Origin of the sequence: Roseovarius sp. EL26, assembly GCF_900327775.1 — a bacterium.
Taxonomy (GTDB): domain Bacteria; phylum Pseudomonadota; class Alphaproteobacteria; order Rhodobacterales; family Rhodobacteraceae; genus Roseovarius.
Genome location: NZ_OUMZ01000007.1, coordinates 959,500 through 975,811 on the forward strand (window position 1 = coordinate 959,500; position 16,312 = coordinate 975,811).

Annotated in this window: 16 protein-coding genes; 4 read left to right on the forward strand and 12 right to left on the reverse strand. The window is 52.7% G+C overall.

Features of this window, described 5'->3' with window-relative positions; all coding sequences use genetic code 11:
- Window positions 1–165 precede the first annotated feature (165 nt).
- From D9A02_RS12550 to D9A02_RS12565, 4 genes are read right to left on the reverse strand one after another with little or no spacing between them, the layout of a single operon-like run.
- On the reverse strand, window positions 166–1,215 hold the full coding sequence (locus D9A02_RS12550) for an ATP-binding protein (RefSeq protein ID WP_120501284.1): 1,050 nt from the start codon (window positions 1,213–1,215) through the stop codon (window positions 166–168).
- A 23-nt stretch (window positions 1,216–1,238) separates the two neighbouring features.
- Entirely contained in the window at window positions 1,239–1,760 is a 522-nt protein-coding gene (locus tag D9A02_RS12555; RefSeq protein WP_120501285.1) for a gamma carbonic anhydrase family protein, read from the reverse strand.
- Window positions 1,757–2,398 carry a guanylate kinase gene (gmk, locus tag D9A02_RS12560; protein ID WP_120501286.1) on the reverse strand — a complete coding sequence of 214 codons (642 nt, stop codon included), beginning with the start codon at window positions 2,396–2,398 and terminating at the stop codon, window positions 1,757–1,759. The genes D9A02_RS12555 and gmk overlap by 4 nt, the downstream gene beginning before the upstream one ends.
- Before the next feature lie 9 nt (window positions 2,399–2,407).
- Entirely contained in the window at window positions 2,408–3,298 is an 891-nt protein-coding gene (locus D9A02_RS12565) for a YicC/YloC family endoribonuclease (protein WP_254054626.1), read from the reverse strand.
- 197 nt (window positions 3,299–3,495) lie between these two features.
- Here D9A02_RS12565 and D9A02_RS12570 point away from each other — a divergent pair, with 197 nt between their 5' ends.
- On the forward strand, window positions 3,496–4,188 hold the full coding sequence (locus D9A02_RS12570) for a PAS domain-containing protein (protein ID WP_162933060.1): 693 nt from the start codon (window positions 3,496–3,498) through the stop codon (window positions 4,186–4,188).
- Between the two features lie 112 nt (window positions 4,189–4,300).
- On the opposite strand, the gene D9A02_RS12575 is transcribed toward D9A02_RS12570, so the two are convergent.
- Window positions 4,301–5,671, reverse strand: coding sequence for a class II 3-deoxy-7-phosphoheptulonate synthase (locus D9A02_RS12575; RefSeq protein WP_120501289.1), 1,371 nt, complete (start codon window positions 5,669–5,671; stop codon window positions 4,301–4,303).
- 172 nt (window positions 5,672–5,843) lie between these two features.
- Here D9A02_RS12575 and D9A02_RS12580 point away from each other — a divergent pair, with 172 nt between their 5' ends.
- Entirely contained in the window at window positions 5,844–6,845 is a 1,002-nt protein-coding gene (locus D9A02_RS12580) for a GlxA family transcriptional regulator (RefSeq protein ID WP_120501290.1), read from the forward strand.
- Here the strand turns inward: D9A02_RS12580 and dxs are convergent.
- Genes dxs through D9A02_RS12595 form a run of 3 tightly spaced genes read right to left on the reverse strand, consistent with a single transcriptional unit; the run spans window position 6,842 to window position 9,925 of the window.
- Window positions 6,842–8,770: a 1-deoxy-D-xylulose-5-phosphate synthase gene (gene dxs / locus D9A02_RS12585; protein ID WP_120501291.1), complete on the reverse strand. Its 1,929-nt coding sequence runs from the start codon at window positions 8,768–8,770 to the stop codon at window positions 6,842–6,844. The two genes, D9A02_RS12580 and dxs, sit on opposite strands and share 4 nt — an antisense overlap.
- Window positions 8,771–8,810: 40 nt before the next feature.
- Complete coding sequence (locus D9A02_RS12590; protein WP_120501292.1) at window positions 8,811–9,677, reverse strand: polyprenyl synthetase family protein; 867 nt, start codon at window positions 9,675–9,677, stop codon at window positions 8,811–8,813.
- Between the two features lie 5 nt (window positions 9,678–9,682).
- Window positions 9,683–9,925, reverse strand: coding sequence for an exodeoxyribonuclease VII small subunit (locus D9A02_RS12595; protein ID WP_120501293.1), 243 nt, complete (start codon window positions 9,923–9,925; stop codon window positions 9,683–9,685).
- A gap of 97 nt (window positions 9,926–10,022) precedes the next feature.
- Between D9A02_RS12595 and D9A02_RS12600 the strand changes: the two genes are divergently transcribed.
- On the forward strand, window positions 10,023–10,991 hold the full coding sequence (locus D9A02_RS12600; protein ID WP_120501294.1) for an aminoglycoside phosphotransferase family protein: 969 nt from the start codon (window positions 10,023–10,025) through the stop codon (window positions 10,989–10,991).
- Here D9A02_RS12600 and D9A02_RS12605 read toward each other — a convergent pair.
- Complete coding sequence (locus D9A02_RS12605; RefSeq protein WP_120501295.1) at window positions 10,988–12,529, reverse strand: helicase HerA-like domain-containing protein; 1,542 nt, start codon at window positions 12,527–12,529, stop codon at window positions 10,988–10,990. The genes D9A02_RS12600 and D9A02_RS12605 overlap by 4 nt on opposite strands.
- A 410-nt stretch (window positions 12,530–12,939) precedes the next feature.
- On the opposite strand from D9A02_RS12605, the gene D9A02_RS12615 reads away from it, so the two are divergent.
- Window positions 12,940–13,638 carry an invasion associated locus B family protein gene (locus tag D9A02_RS12615; RefSeq protein WP_120501297.1) on the forward strand — a complete coding sequence of 233 codons (699 nt, stop codon included), beginning with the start codon at window positions 12,940–12,942 and terminating at the stop codon, window positions 13,636–13,638.
- Window positions 13,639–13,699: 61 nt separating this feature from the next.
- On the opposite strand, the gene D9A02_RS12620 is transcribed toward D9A02_RS12615, so the two are convergent.
- The 3 genes from D9A02_RS12620 to lpxD are packed head-to-tail and all read right to left on the reverse strand — an operon-like array spanning window position 13,700 to window position 16,287.
- On the reverse strand, window positions 13,700–14,911 hold the full coding sequence (locus D9A02_RS12620) for a beta-ketoacyl synthase (RefSeq protein ID WP_120501298.1): 1,212 nt from the start codon (window positions 14,909–14,911) through the stop codon (window positions 13,700–13,702).
- Window positions 14,908–15,165, reverse strand: coding sequence for an acyl carrier protein (locus D9A02_RS12625; RefSeq protein WP_120501299.1), 258 nt, complete (start codon window positions 15,163–15,165; stop codon window positions 14,908–14,910). Before D9A02_RS12625 ends, D9A02_RS12620 begins: the two co-directional genes overlap by 4 nt.
- Window positions 15,166–15,195: 30 nt before the next feature.
- A complete protein-coding gene (gene lpxD, locus D9A02_RS12630) occupies window positions 15,196–16,287 on the reverse strand; it encodes a UDP-3-O-(3-hydroxymyristoyl)glucosamine N-acyltransferase (protein ID WP_120501300.1) in 1,092 nt (363 codons plus the stop codon).
- Window positions 16,288–16,312 lie beyond the last annotated feature (25 nt).

Consider the following 16,312-nt stretch of genomic DNA (forward strand, 5'->3'; position numbering starts at 1 on the left):
GCGTAACGCTCCTGATTTTATTCATGGCCTCACGTTATGTGGTGGCCTTGCGCTTATTTAGGCGCGGTCAGCAACGCTTTTGTTACGGTTTTGTAACTCTTTTATGACAGACATCACCATAACTTTAAGTATTTGTAATTATAAAATATTATGATCTTAAAACTTTCACCTTTTCCACACCATCGGCAAAATAACCCGAAATTCACTACCATGACCCGGTCTTGATTCGATCCTAAGCCGTCCGCGGTGTCGGTTGAGAATATGTTTGACGATTGCGAGGCCAAGTCCTGTACCGCCCATTTCGCGCGAGCGATGGCTGTCAACACGGTAGAACCGCTCTGTCAGTCGTGGAATGTGAACCGGATCAATCCCCGGCCCCTGATCGCGGACAGCAACAACTACTGCCGGTCCCCGTACCGTGGGTTCGTCCAAAGTCGTGGTGGCGCGCACCAGTACCTGCTGATCTTTCCCGCCATATTTAATGGCGTTCTCAATTAAATTGGTCAGCACTTGCTGAAGCTGATCTTGATCACCGGGCAACAGAACTTCATCAGGGCTGAAATCGGTTTTGATTTCCACGTTATTGTCCAATGCCAATGGTTGCAAAGTATGCAGCACAGAACCAATCACCTGCAATATATCTATTTCTGTTGTTGGGCGTTGGCGTTCTTCGCTCTCAACCCTGCTGAGCGACAAAAGATCCCGCACCAGCCGTTCCATACGTGAGGCCTCAATCTGCATGATGCCGAGAAATCGTTCTCGAGCGGCCTCATCTTCGCGCGCAGGACCAAGTAGCGTTTCAATGAATCCCGACAGTGCGGTCAGCGGGCTGCGCAGCTCGTGGCTGACATTGGCGACAAAATCACGACGCATCTGCCCGACTTGTTCAACGTGAGTGACGTCCTCAAAGCAAATCAGTGCCCCGGCTCCTTGTCCGATATCTACCGGTGCACAGTTGACGACAAAGGTGGTGTCTTGTGCGCCATCATTACCAAGATAACGTGTGGTGTGGGTCGTGCCGTGCTTCAGCGTTGCCTCGACCACATCCAGCACATTGGGTTGACGCAGCGCGGTGATGAAATGCCGCCCAATCATGCCCTGCCCCAACAATGCTTGTGCCGTATCATTTGCGCCCAGAATGATCTCGGACGGACCGATGACCAATGCGGGTAACGGAAGGGCCTCCAGCAGCGCATTGATCTGTTGTCTGTCCATTATTGCCCCACTGGTGATATGGCTTACAGGGCGCGTAGCCCGGCGCGGAAACGGCGCATATTTTTCTGATAATTCAAAGCGCTGAGTTTCAGGCGGTCAATCGCAGCTTGGTCTAGTTGCCGCACCACCTTGCCCGGTGCCCCCATCACTAGCGATCCGTCGGGGATTTCTTTGCCTTCGGTAATCAATGCCCCTGCCCCGATCAGGCAGTTTTTGCCAATCTTTGCCCCGTTCAACACCGTGGCCCCCATACCGATCAGGGTATTTTCACCCAAAGTACAGCCGTGCAACATGGCCTTGTGTCCAATCGTGCAACCCGCACCAATAGTCAGCGGAAAACCCATATCAGTGTGCATAACGGTGTTTTCCTGCACATTACTGCCCGCGCCGATCATGATCGGCTCGTTATCACCACGCAGCGTACAGCCAAACCAGACCGAGGCCCCCTCTTCCACAATGATTTGCCCAATCACATTGGCATCCGGCGCGATCCAGCTGTCCTCGGCAATCTGTGGTTGGTGATCATCCAGCGCATAAAGGGTCATTGGCAATTCTCAAACTCGGTTTGCAGCTTGCGCACGTGATCAACCAGAAGCGGTTGTTGAATACGTCGTAGACGTGTCGCGTTTATGATGGTCTTCAGGTCCGCCTCGGTGGCGTCCAGATCATCGTTGATCAGCACGTGATCATAAGAATCCCAGCGGGAAATTTCATCCCAGCTTTTGCGCATACGTTTGGCGATGGTGTCATCACTGTCCTGACCCCGGCTGATCAAACGGCGGCGCAGTTCTTCGATCGAGGGCGGCAGGATGAAAATCGACAAGGTATGTGGTGCCAGATCCGAGTTTCGGATCTGTGCCGCCCCTTGCCAGTCGATATCAAACAACACATCCCGCCCGGCATCGATTGCGGTTTGAACCGGGCCTTTGGGCGAGCCGTAGAAATTACCGAAAACATGGGCATGTTCCAGCATTTCGCCCTGGCTCACGTCGCGTTTGAAATCATCTTCGCTCATGAAGTGATAGTCTTGGCCATCCTCTTCGCCGGGGCGCGGTGCACGGGTTGTCGCGGAAACGGAAAACGCTAGACTTGGGTCCCAGGCCCGTAGCCGTTTGCTCAGGGTGGATTTTCCTGCGCCCGAGGGCGAGGACAAGATGATCAGCAGGCCACGTCGGTTGGTCATATTAGTCCCTTATTCCACATTCTGTACTTGTTCACGCATCTGGTCGATGACGGTTTTCAGCTCAAGCCCGATAGCGGTCAATGCACTATTTTGCGCCTTGGAACACAGCGTATTGGCTTCACGATTGAATTCCTGCGCCAGAAAATCAAGCTTACGCCCCACGGGGGACCCCTTGGCTATCAAATCACGAGCCGCAGTAATATGGGCGCGCAGCCGGTCCAGTTCTTCCGTGATATCGGTTTTTACCGCTAGCATGGCAAGCTCTTGCGCAATGCGTGTCTCATCAGTGCCATCGGTATTGTCCATTACCCGTGCCAATGACGCACGAAAGGCCGCTTGCATGTCATCACGGCGTTCTTCCAGTACGTCACCTGCCGCCGTGGTCAGTGTATCGATCTGATCCATCTGGCCCTGTAGCACCTCAGTTAAGGCCTGCCCTTCGGTGGCGCGCATGGCGATGAAGCTCTGCAAAAGCGGCTCAAAGTCTTTTTGCAATACGGCCAACAGAGCCTTGGTATCTTGATCATTGGAACGGTTTTCCAATACGCCCCGGATTGACAGAACATCGGCCGACGTGGCGGGTGCCAAAGACACGCCCGCTGTCATCGCCTGTTGTTCAACCTCGGCCATATGGGTCAGAATGCCAGTCAAGTTGGCCTGATTGATACTTTGGGTGGTTTCCATCTCGTCCGACTGGATCCGTAATGAGAGCGAAACGTTTCCTCGCCCCAATGCCTTGCCCATTCGGGCGCGCAGCGCGGCCTCTAACCCATCAACCCAGTCTGGCACCCGTTGGCGAATATCCAGACCTTTGCCATTCACACTTCGCAATTCCCAAGTCCAGGAATACCGCGCATCGCTGCCTTTGGCCGACGCAAAGCCCGTCATAGAATTTAGCAAACCTGCCTCCTGCGCTGCTACTCTTCTCCTATCCATTTGCCGGACGGCTGACAAGAACTGTCCGGCGTTCACGACCTTGCTGCGTTAACCAGTTGTTAGGTTTTCACAACAAATCATCGCAAAACTATGGCAAATTCTACGCGAATTGAAATGACCCCACGAGATGGCGCTACAGCCATCTGAGGATGGAGAGGCTTATGCGAGACGATTTATTAAACGCGATCCAGGACATGAAGCAGGATGAGGATGACAGCCCTCTCTTTCGCCGTCAATTGCGATTGATGCGTCATTACTGGGATAGCAAATGCGAGGACGGCCAGATCCCTAAGCGGAGCATGATTAACCCACAGGGCATCACGTCATTGCTAGGTTCATCCTTTATCGCCGAAAAAATTGCCCCCGGCATGGCCCGGTTTCGGATGGCAGGAACACACCTGTCTGATTTGATGGGCATGGATGTGCGCGGTATGCCTGTCAGCAGCTTCATCGCCCAACCTGATCGTGCGCAGTTTTCTGACCTGCTGGTGGACCTGTTCGAGACCCCGGCTAGTCTGACATTTAACCTGCGCAGCATTTCGAAACCTGGTGCACCCGATCTTCATGGTCGCCTGTTGCTATTGCCCTTGCGCAGCGATCTTAGCGATACATCGCGAGCGTTAGGGTGTTTTTTGACCCAAAATCAGAGCCACAGACAAAGCATTGGGATCTACCAAGTCCAAGCAGAGACTGGCCCACGGCGATTTCAGATCACCAAAAGTAACGTGGAACCAGTCGAGATTGGCACCGGCACTAATTTGCGGTTGATCACCAAGACTGCAACACCTGCCGTCACAGGAAAGACCACGGCAACAGAAGGCGAGCGCCCTTATTTGAGGCTCGTTAAAACGTAAGAGTATTCGGTTTCAAGAGTTGTGATCTGTAACGAGTAAGGCCCGACGCATCGTTCAATGCGCCGGGCCTATTTTATTTGTTACCCAAGATTATTGGCAACACGGGTGCCTGTTATACGGCTTGTGCCGCCAGACGGTTTTCACGCAGGTCTGACAATTCCTCGGCGACGAGGAAGGCCAATTCCAGCGACTGACTGGCATTCAAACGTGGATCACAAGCGGTATGATAGCGATCAGACAGGTCCTCTTCGCTGACGGCACGCATACCGCCGATGCATTCGGTCACATCTTGACCGGTCATCTCGAAATGCACGCCGCCGGGGATTGTTCCCTCGGCCTTGTGCACACCAAAGAAGTCACGCACTTCGCGCAGAACCGATTCAAACGGCCGGGTTTTGTAACCGGTGGCCGATTTGATCGTGTTGCCGTGCATCGGGTCACAAACCCAAACCACATTGGCACCCTCTTCCTCAACCGCTTTGACCAGACGTGGCAGGTGCTCACCGACATTGCCCGCACCAAAACGTGCGATCAGGGTCAGGCGACCGGCCTCATTCTCTGGGTTCAGCTTGGACATCAGAACCTTCAAGTCATCAGCCGTGGTGGTTGGACCACATTTCAGACCAATTGGGTTCAACACGCCACGGGCAAATTCGACATGTGCACCGTCAGGCTGGCGGGTGCGATCACCGATCCAGATCATGTGACCAGAGCCAGCCAGCCATTTGCCGGATGTGGAATCCAGGCGTGTCAGCGCTTCTTCATATTCCAACAACAAGCTTTCATGGCTGGTGTAGAAATCAACCGTTTGCAGGCTGTGTGCTGTGTCACTGTTTATGCCAGCTGCGCGCATAAAATCGAGCGTATCGCTGATCCGGTTGGCCATATCACGGTAGCGCGCAGCCTTTTCACCTTCAGTAAAGCCCAAGGTCCAAGCGTGCACTTGATGGATATCTGCATAGCCGCCGGTTGAAAATGCACGCAACAGGTTCAGCGTCGCCGCCGATTGTGTATAGGCTTGCAACATCTTGTCTGGGTTCGGGATACGCGACTCGGATGTGAACGCCAGATCATTAATGATATCACCACGGTAGCTGGGTAACTCAATCCCATCGATCACCTCAGTTGGTGCACTACGTGGCTTGGCAAACTGACCAGCCATCCGGCCAACCTTGACCACAGGCACTTTGGCACCATGGGTCAGAACCATCGCCATTTGCAGCATCACCTTGAAGGTATCGCGGATCGCATCGGCGCTAAATTGGTCAAATGCCTCAGCACAATCCCCACCTTGCAACAAAAATGCCTCGCCTCGTGATGCGGCCCCGAGCGCGGCTTTCAATCGACGCGCTTCGCCAGCAAACACGAGCGGAGGATACTGTGAAAGACGCGCTTCAACCGCGTGCAAAGCATCAGCATCGGTATAATCTGGCATCTGAATCCGCGGTTTCGCGCGCCAGTCAGATTTGTGCCAATCGGTCATCTTTTTTCTCCGCTTTCAGAATTCTGAACCATCCCTATACTAGAGCTGTTGGTAAGAGACCATATAGGTCTTGCTGGAATTCTCGCAATCGAGTCGAAGGAATGCTTGTAAATTGCGACAGTTTAGTGAAAGTCGACGCGAACAGACCTGAATATGTCGGAGATTCGCCACCATGCGTACAGGTGACGGAAAAGTAAGAGCCGCCGGACAAAACGCCCCACAGCGTTTTGTTTTTGTGCTGTTGGATAACTTTAGCTTACTAAGCTATGCAGCCGCAATTGAGTGCCTGCGTATTGCCAACCGAATGGCCGAAGAGACCGTCTATGAATGGGTTACAACCGGCGATTCAGAGAGCACGGTGAATTGCTCCGCCGGGTCGATCTTTCAACTGGATTCCCCACTGGGCGAGTTGAGTCGTGATGATTGCGTCATGCTTTGTGGTGGCACTCAAATCCAAAATGCGACCACTAAGAAACTACTGAATTGGGTCCGACGTGAAGCGCGCAAGGGTCTGCGTATTGGTGGACTTTGTACGGCAGCTTATACCTTGGCCAAAGCCGGGCTGATGAACGGCAAACGTGCGACCATCCATTGGGAAAACCACGATAGTTTCATGGAAGAATTTGATGAGGTCGAGCTGACCAAATCGGTCTTTATCGTTGACGGCAATCGGATGACTACTGCGGGTGGCACCTCGTCGATTGACCTCATGCTGAAATTGATCGCCGATGATCATGGCGAGCAATTGGCAAATGCCGTTGCAGATCAGCTGATCTATTCATCGATCCGCACAGATCAGGACACACAGCGCCTGTCGGTTCCGACCCGGATTGGTGTGCGGCACCCAAAATTGAGCCAAGTGATCCAGATGATGGAAGCCAATATCGAAGAGCCAATCAGCCCATCGATTCTGGCCAAGGATGTCGGCATGTCGACCCGGCAGTTAGAGCGTCTGTTCCGCCGCTATCTGAACCGCAGTCCAAAACGGTACTATATGGAGCTACGGTTGCAAAAAGCGCGTAACCTGTTAATGCAAACCGACATGACGGTGATCAACGTGGCGCTGGCCTGTGGCTTTGCCTCGCCCTCGCATTTTTCAAAATGCTACCGCGCCCATTATAACACCACACCCTATCGCGAACGCGGCACGCAATCGGCACGGTTGTCGGTTTAAGCCCGCTTTCCACTCAACTGCGAAACGCCCAATATATCAAGTACCTTAGCCTCAATATCTGACGCATTAAGGGCCGCAACACTGTACATGTCTTCTGGGCTGGATTGGTCGATGAAGATGTCAGGCAGTACCATGGATCGGAACTTAAAACCTTGATCAAACACTTCATTTTCCGCCAGTAACTGACTGACATGACTGCCAAAACCGCCAATTGCGCCCTCTTCGATTGTGATCAGCGCTTCGTGATTTTCCACCAAGTCCAAGATCAATTTTTCATCTAGCGGCTTGGCAAAACGTGCGTCTGCCACGGTTGGCGAAATACCACGCGCTGACAGAGCCTCTGCTGCTTTCATAACTTCACCCAGACGGGTGCCAAAGGACAAGATTGCCACTTTTGCACCATCGCGAACGATCCGGCCTTTTCCTATTTCCAGCACGGCGCCGGTTTCCGGCATATCGACGCCTTGCCCCTCGCCACGTGGATAACGGAACGCAATTGGTCCACTGTCATGTGCAGCTGCGGTGGCAACCATATGAACCAGTTCTGCCTCATCCGCCGCGGCCATCACCACCATACCCGGCAGGTTGGTCAAGAATGCTGTGTCAAAGCTGCCTGCATGCGTGGCCCCATCGGCCCCGACAAGCCCGGCACGGTCAATCGCAAAGCGCACAGGCAGGCGCTGGATGGCAACATCATGCACCACTTGGTCATAGCCACGCTGTAGGAAGGTCGAATAAAGCGCGCAGAATGGACGCAAGCCGCCGGCAGCTAAACCCGCAGCAAATGTCACGGCATGTTGCTCGGCAATTCCGACATCAAAACAACGGCTTGGATAACGCTTCTCAAACAGATCCAAACCAGTTCCGTCCGGCATAGCCGCAGTTACGGCGCAGATTTTATCATCCTTGGCCGCATGATCCAACAACGCCTCAGAAAACACTTTGGTATAGCTTGGCGCGTTTGATGGTGTTTTCTTTTGCACCCCGGTTAGAACGTCGAACTTTGCCGTCGCATGGCCACCGTCGCGGGCGTTTTCCGCAGGGGCGTAGCCCTTACCTTTTTTTGTAGTGATATGGATCAGGATTGGCCCTGTGGCCCGTTCCTGTACGGTGCGTAGCACTGGCAGTAGTTGCTCCATATCATGACCATCGATGGGGCCAACGTAAGAGAATCCCAGCTCCTCGAACAACGTGCCGCCAACAGCCATACCTTTGAGCATCTCTTTAGCCCGTTTGGCACCCTCTTGGAATGGTCCTGGCAAAAGCGAGACAGCACCTTTAGCAGCCGCTTTGAATTCTTGAAACGGTTCGCCAGCATAAAGTCTTGAAAGGTAAGATGAAAGTGCGCCAACAGGCGGAGCAATCGACATTTCATTATCGTTTAAAATTACGATTAAGCGTTTTTTCAGATGACCCGCGTTGTTCAATGCTTCAAACGCCATGCCAGCACTCATGGCGCCATCACCGATGACCGCGATTGCATCGCCATGCCCAGTGTCACAGGCACCACCTAGGTCGCGTGCCACGGCAAAACCAAGAGCGGCACTGATCGATGTTGAGCTGTGTGCCGCACCAAAGGGATCGTAGGGTGATTCTGATCGTTTGGTGAACCCGCTCACACCATGTTTCTGGCGCAAGGTCCGCATCCGATCACGACGCCCGGTCAAGATCTTATGCGGATAGCATTGATGGCTTACATCCCAAATGATCTTATCTTTTGGTGCATCAAACACCGCATGCAGCGCCACAGTCAGCTCAACAACACCAAGGCCAGCCCCAAGGTGCCCGCCAGTCTCTGAGACAACAGAAATAGTTTCAGCGCGAACTTCATCCGCAAGCTGCTTCAAATGCGCGTCACTGAACTGCTTGAGATCCGCTGGGCTTGCCACCTGATCCAGCAAGGGGGTTTTGGGGCGGTCAGACATGGGGCGGTGTCCCTTCTTGGTCAAATCGGGTCATACCGGTTCACTTTTGACGCGAGATAACAAAGCGCGCGAGTTGCTGCAACATGTCTGCGTCATTTCCATATATAGATAGGGCGTCACAGGCCTGATCGACAAGGGCTGAGGCGCGATGTTTTGCCCCATCTAGTCCCAAAAGAGATACAAAAGTCGCTTTTCCGGCGGCGGCATCCTTGCCAACGGCTTTGCCAACTTCGGAGGCGTCACCGATTACATCTATGATGTCATCCTGAATTTGAAACGCCAGTCCAAGCGCCTGCGCAAATGTTGACAAGGCTTCGGTTGAGGCACCCACCATCACCGCGCCTGTTGTTGCCGACCATTCAATCAAAGCACCAGTTTTACCGGCTTGCAAATGGGTGATCTGCTCTAAATTCAGTGGGATTTCGGCGGTTTCGGCGGCAATGTCAAGTGATTGTCCAAGCACCATCCCCTGCCCGCCAGCGGCCCGTGCCAGCCCAAGCCCAAGGGCGGCTTGCGCCTGTGCTGTTTCAGCGCCCCCTGGGTGCAACACCAGCTCAAACGCCAGAGATTGCAGCGCATCACCAGCCAAAGTTGCGGTCGCTTCGTCCCATTTTACATGTACAGTAGGTTGGCCGCGACGCAGCGCATCATCATCCATGCAAGGCATATCGTCATGCACAAGGCTGTAAGCATGCATCGCCTCGATCCCGCTGGCGGGCCAGATCGCACGCGCCTCAGGCACACCATGCAACTTAGCAGATTCAGTCACCAAAAAGGCGCGCACCCGTTTGCCGCCCGAGACAGCGTATTGCATCGCCTGTGCCACCTGACCATCGCCAAACGGCACAAGAGCCTGCTCCAAATGCGTCTGAACCCGGGCCGCGAGCCCAGTCAAAGCCTCATGCATAGTGCTCACAACTCTTCGACGGGGGTCGTGCCGGTGGGTTGACCGTCGCGGTCCAGCGTCAGCGCTGCCACTTTTTCCTCGGCCCGCTTCAGCTCAGCCTCACAATGCTTTTTCAGGGCATCACCCCGCTCATAAAGCGCGATAGAGGCCTCTAATGCGACATCCCCGCGTTCCAGCTTGCCGACAACATGCTCCAGCTCTTTCATCGCCTCTTCGAATGACATTTCTACTACGGGTGTGTCGGTCATGGGGAATCCTGCATTCTTTGTTTGAGGCACAATAACGCTGCTATGGACTGGGTTCAATTCGGTTGACGCCCTGTTGTGGCTCAGAAAAGATACACCAATGCAAAAAACCAACGATAATCATGATCTGTCAAAATTGGACGCCACGCTTTTATTAGCAGAGCAGCTTGAAGTCATGATTGATGAGGTACCCGAATTGAAAGACGCACACATCGAAGAGATGCTGCGTATTGTGCCAGAAAAACGCGCATTGATGCGTGGCACCCTGAATGAGCGGGATGTGGTTTTTCGCATGCATTTGGGATCATCAAATCAAACGGCAACGCGGGAGTGGCAAGAATATCAACGCATTTGGCCCTTTATGTGTGAGGGTGCATACACAGTTTGCGAACCAATATTATTCTTAAGTGAATACAACCTTTTGATTTTGCAAGCTATTGATGGCACATCCTTTTTGCGTGTGTTGCGCAAATCCAATCACGATGAGAAATCGACACACTTGGAAACGGCAGCACGTTGGCTGAAACACTACATGTCAGTTTCAGAGCATGACGAACAAACCACCCATCGTCGTTGGATCAAGAGAGCTCGTGATATCCACGAAGCCAAAACGCTCGCGCGCTTTAAGCCCGTAAAAGATTGTATTTTAAACGAGTTAGAGAGGTTAGCCCGCTATTTCGATGAGAGAACCTGGCGCACGGCAATTTGCCATGGGGATTTCCATTCTAACAATCTGATTCATCGTGAAACAACGTTGGTTGGTTTCGACATTGGCCGATCTGGGCGTAGCCCAATTTACCGCGATATGGCGCGTTTTTTGTCGCATCTTGCCCTACGAGACAATAACACGCCAGACGTGCAATACCTTGGTGTGAGCCAAACCGGATTTTCGACATTTTGCCGCGTTTTTGATTTGGATCAAGATGAACGGGAGATTGCTCTCCCAATCATGATTGGTTGCGACGCATTGCTACGGCCTGAAACTTTGGGGCAAACAACGCAGAGTACCACCAAATCCGAAGCATTTTGCCAAGCCTTGTTAAAGGACCTATCTCAGATCCGCACCTAGCGTCCTTTGAACAGACCACCAAGAATACCACGCACAATCCGCCGCCCAGTTGTGCCCTTTAGCTCTTTGAGCACTGCGTTTGTTACCGCGTCACCAAATTGCTGACCCATGCTGCGATCACGACTGCTGGAGCGTTTGATCCGACTGCCAGAGTAGCGGCGTGCGGTGTTGAATTCACGCTCCATCGGAGGTAATTCTTCGGCTTCCGTTTCAGCAACTTCTGCTTCGCTTGCCGCAGCCTGTGCCCGCCCTGCCAGAATTTCATAGGCCGACTTGCGATCTTTGAGGGTTTCGTATTTTCCCGCAACTGGGGATGCCTGTATCAGCTCTTTACGTTTTGATGAATCTATCGGACCAAGCTTGGAGGACGGCGGGCGGATCAACGTGCGCTCTACCACACCCGGCGCTCCCTTAGCCTCCAGCATCGAGGTCACAGCTTCCCCTGTACCGACGTCACGTATCGCATCGACAGTGTCAAATCGTGGGTTTGGGCGATAGGTTTCTGCCGCTCGGGTCAAGGCCTTTCGATCGCGGGCGGTAAAGGCACGCAAAGCGTGCTGGACCCGGTTACCCAGTTGACCAAGGATGTCTTCGGGCACGTCATCCGGGTTTTGGGTGATGAAGTAGATGCCAACCCCTTTGGAGCGGATCAAGCGAGCGACTTGTTCAACCTTATCGACCAGTGCTTTGGGCGCATCGTCAAATAACAGGTGCGCCTCGTCAAAGAAAAACACCAGCTTGGGTTTGTCCGGGTCGCCAACCTCTGGCAATGTTTCAAACAACTCGCTCAGCAGCCACAACAGAAAAGTCGCATAAAGCTTGGGCGATCCCATCAATTGATCTGCGGCGAGAATATTGATGTTGCCCCGACCATCCGGTGCGGTTTTCATCAGGTCGGCAAGTTCAAGCGCGGGTTCACCAAAGAGTTTTGTTCCGCCCTGATTTTCCAGCACCAATAGCTGCCGTTGAATAGCCCCAACAGATTGTGGGGAAATGTTGCCATATCGCAGTGACAGCTTATCTTTGTTTTCGCCGACCCAAACCAGCAATGATTGCAGGTCCTTAAGATCTAGCAATGGCAGTCCCTCTTCATCTGCCACACGAAAGGCGATATTGATCACCCCTTCTTGCGCATCTGTCAGCTCTAGCAGGCGCGATAGCAATAATGGGCCCATTTCAGAAACCGTGGTGCGGACGGGGTGACCCTGTTCGCCTAGTAAATCCCAAAATACGACCGGGAATGCGGTATAGACGTAATCAGCAAACCCAATGGTCTGCGCTCGATCAGTAAAGGCCTGATGTAGCTTGAACTCTTCACTGCCCGTATCGCCCAGCCCTGACAGGTCACCTTTGACATCAGACAAGAAAACAGGCACGCCTGCGGCTGAAAACCCTTCCGCTAGGATCTGCAGGGTTACTGTCTTCCCTGTCCCCGTCGCCCCGGCAATCAACCCGTGTCGGTTTGCATATTTAAGTGAAAGACCTTGTTGAACGCCGTAGTTTTCACCACCACCGCCAATAAATACGCTTTTTTCCACGACGTTACCCCTGTCTTACTTTTTTCACGATGTGAACATACTAAGTTAAGAGTTTCTGGCTAGTCTGAAAACCTACCCAAACCCTATCTATTAGCGTGTTTTGGGTAATTTCCTCCCTGTCAGACTGGCCGCGCCTTCGGGTGCGGCGCTTTTTTGTACAATTTTTGCCTTTAAACTGTTGACCCAAATGAGGATCTGCCCTAGCGTCGCCATCAATGAATAAGTCGGCCTGTCCGACAGGGAGAGATGAGGAAAAGAGATTGTGTAATCTCTTTTCCTTTTTCTTTTTATAGCAAGCCTTTAAGTGGCAATATTTTGCCTCACCAGCCAGTAATGAGCAGGATATAGCCTGACACACCGTTTGGGCTGTGGTAGGCCCTGCGCAAATCAATTGGAACAATAGGACCAAAATGACAAAACTTTATTCGTCGCTCTCCGTTATTGCATTAATGGCGATAGGCACCACGCTGCACGCTCAAGAAGACAGTACAAACGCTATAGAAGCACCTTCCGAAACTGAAAGCACTGTCGCGGCCGAAACGGAATCACAAGATACACAAGCCGAGGCACCCTCCGCTGAGGGGGCAACTGAGGCAGATGTTACGGCTGAACCAGAAACCAATGTCGCCAGCGCACCTGCGCAAGAGGAAGCGGCGCAGCCAGCGGTCTATATAGCTGAGCAATATGGCGACTGGCAATTGAAGTGCTACAAAACAGATGCCGAAAAAGACCCATGCAATTTGTTCCAACTTTTACCTGATGACAGCGGCAACCCTGTTGCAACCATCGATTTGTTCAAGCTTCCTGAAGGTGGTCAGGCTGTTGCGGGGGCAACAGTTGCTGTTCCCTTGCAAACCTTGCTAACACAGGATTTGAAAATCGCTGTCGATGGTGGACGCGCTAAAGTCTATGAGTTTGTCTATTGCGATAGAAGCGCGTGCTATGCTCAACTTGGATTTACACAAGAAGACATCAACGCCTTCAAAGCTGGGAATTCAGCTGTGATGCAGATCGTACCAGCGCAGGCCCCTGATCGGTTTGTAAACATCGGCGTATCACTGGATGGTTTCACAGCCGCCTTTAAAAGCGAAGCCATCACTAGCAACTGAATATGATGTTGGTACAATAGCTGAAAGGCTGCCATGAGGGCAGCCTTTTTCTTGCCAGGTCTCAGTGGAAACGCTTAAGCGCAAGCACTGCATTCAACCCACCAAAAGCGAAGGCATTAGATAGTGCAACGTCGACTCTGGCCTCACGTGCAACATTAGGAACCACATCAAGGGCGCACTCCGGATCAAGCTCTTCATAGCCAATCGTTGGAGCGATCACGCCGTCGCGAAGGGCCATGATACAGGCCAACATCTCAACTGCGCCCGTCCCCCCAATCAGATGGCCATGCATCGATTTGGTAGAACTGATCATCAGCTTATCTGCATGTGCCCCAAAGGTATCTGCAACGGCGGCGCTTTCGGTTTTGTCGTTTGCCGCGGTGCCCGTACCATGTGCGTTAATATACCCCACGTCTTCACGGGCGATCCCTGCATCCTGCAACGCGCCTTTGATCGCACGTGCTGCGCCTTGTTTTGACGGCATCACAATATCCGAAGCATCCGAAGTCATCGCGAAACCGGCCACTTCTGCCAGAATTTCGGCCCCGCGTTTCTGGGCATGCTCCAACTCTTCAAATACGAAAACCCCGGCACCTTCACCCTGCACCATACCATTACGATTGGCCGAGAACGGCCGGCAAGCGTCTTTTGACATCACGCGCAACCCCTCCCAAGCTTTCACCCCGCCAAAACACAGCATCGATTCCGAGCCCCCGGAAATCATCACTGGTGACATGCCACTACGTACCATCTGAAACGCTTGCGACATGGCATGATTAGACGAAGCACAGGCAGTAGAAACCGTAAAGCTTGGGCCTTTTAGGTTAAACTCCATCGAAACATGGCTGGCCGCTGCGTTATTCATCAGTTTTGGCACAACAAACGGATGAACCCGGTTTTTGCCATCCTCATAAACTGATCGGTAATTTTCATCCAACGTGGTCATGCCGCCGCCAGAATTGCCCAACACAACACCGGCACGGGCTGCAAGTTCGCCAGAAAATTCCAATCCCGATTGTGCGATCGCCTCGCGCGCCGCAATCAGAGTGAACTGTGTAAACCGGTCATAAAGTGCCAGTTGCTGTCGGTTAAACGCCGCTTCTGGTTCAAACCCTTTGACCTGTCCGCCGATCTGGATGGCAAGACGTTCGACATCTTTGATTTCCAGCTGGGTGATGCCGCAACGGCCTTCGCGCATTGCGTCCAGAGTTTGCGGCACATTGGCCCCAAGCGCATTGATTGTCCCCGCGCCGGTAATGACAACACGTTTCACGATTGATCTTTCACCAATTTTTCGATGCCAGAAATAATGCTGGCAACCGAAGAAATGTCAAAATCACTCTCGCTTGGATCGTTGGCATTGAACGGTACTGAAATATCAAAGGTCTCTTCGATTGCAAAAATGCTTTCGACCAACCCCAAGCTGTCAATGCCCAGATCCTCCAGCGTATTTTCTGGTGTGACATCAGAAGGTTCCAAAACCGCCTGCTCAGCGATGATGTTTATCACACGATCTTTGATGTCCATATCGACCTCTTCCGGTATATGTTGATCGATTTACTTGCTCTGCTTCTGGTTTAAAACAGTTTTTTTCAATTCAGCGACGTCATCGTAAAGCCGCTTGAGACGACGCAGACCTTTGAAAACCTCCATCGTGGTCTCCATCTTCATCGCTGGATGGCCCAACATCACGCGGCCCGCCGGGATATTTGAGAATACCTTTGTGGCCCCACCAGTTACGACGTTGTCACCGATAAAGATATTGTCGTTCACACCGGTTTGTCCGGCCAGAACCACGTTTTTACCAATTCGGGTAGAGCCTGAAATGCCAACCATCGAACAAAACAGACAATCGGTGCCTACCTCAACGTTGTGGCCGATCATCACCTGGTTATCGATTTTGGTGCCGGCCCCGATACGCGTGTTGCGAATGGTGCCCTTGTCGATGGTCGAATTGGCCCCTAATTCGACATCATCGCCAATTTCTACAGCACCCAGACTATGAATCCGCGTCCAGCTTTGTGCCCCTGCATCACCACGGTCACCTAAAGTTTGACGTACTTGTTCCACAGCCGATTTTTCTGGTGTGACATAAGAAAAACCATCACCACCAACAATAGCACCGGGTTGTGCGATAAAACGGTCGCCAATTTCGACACGGGATCCGATTTTCACGCCTTCGCGTAAAAAACTATCCTCGCCGATACTGGCATTTGTGCCAACATAGCATTGTGGGCCAACCACACTACGAGCGCCTATTACAGCCCCAGCTCCGATCACTGCCAGCGGACCAATGGTGACATCGGCACCGATTTGTGCAGTGTCATGCACGACGGCAGATGGGTGAACGCCAACATCCCAACCCTGCCCCGGATCAAGAAAAGCCGTGAGGCTAGACATCACATAGCGCGGCCGTTGCGCGACGATAGCGGCCTCAAGCCCCATTTTCTGCCAGTCCGCGCCTTCCCACAAGAAAGCAGCACGCGCCGCACCGTTGGGCAAGTCATCGGCGAACTTGGGTTTCATGGCCATGGCCAGCTGATCTGCGCTGGCATCTGCGGGCTCGGACACACCTTGAACAATCAGGTCTGCGTTTCCAAAAACCTCAGCCCCCAGAGCCTCGGCGATTTGCTTGATGGTATATCCCATGACACCCCCTATCCTTGGGGATGGT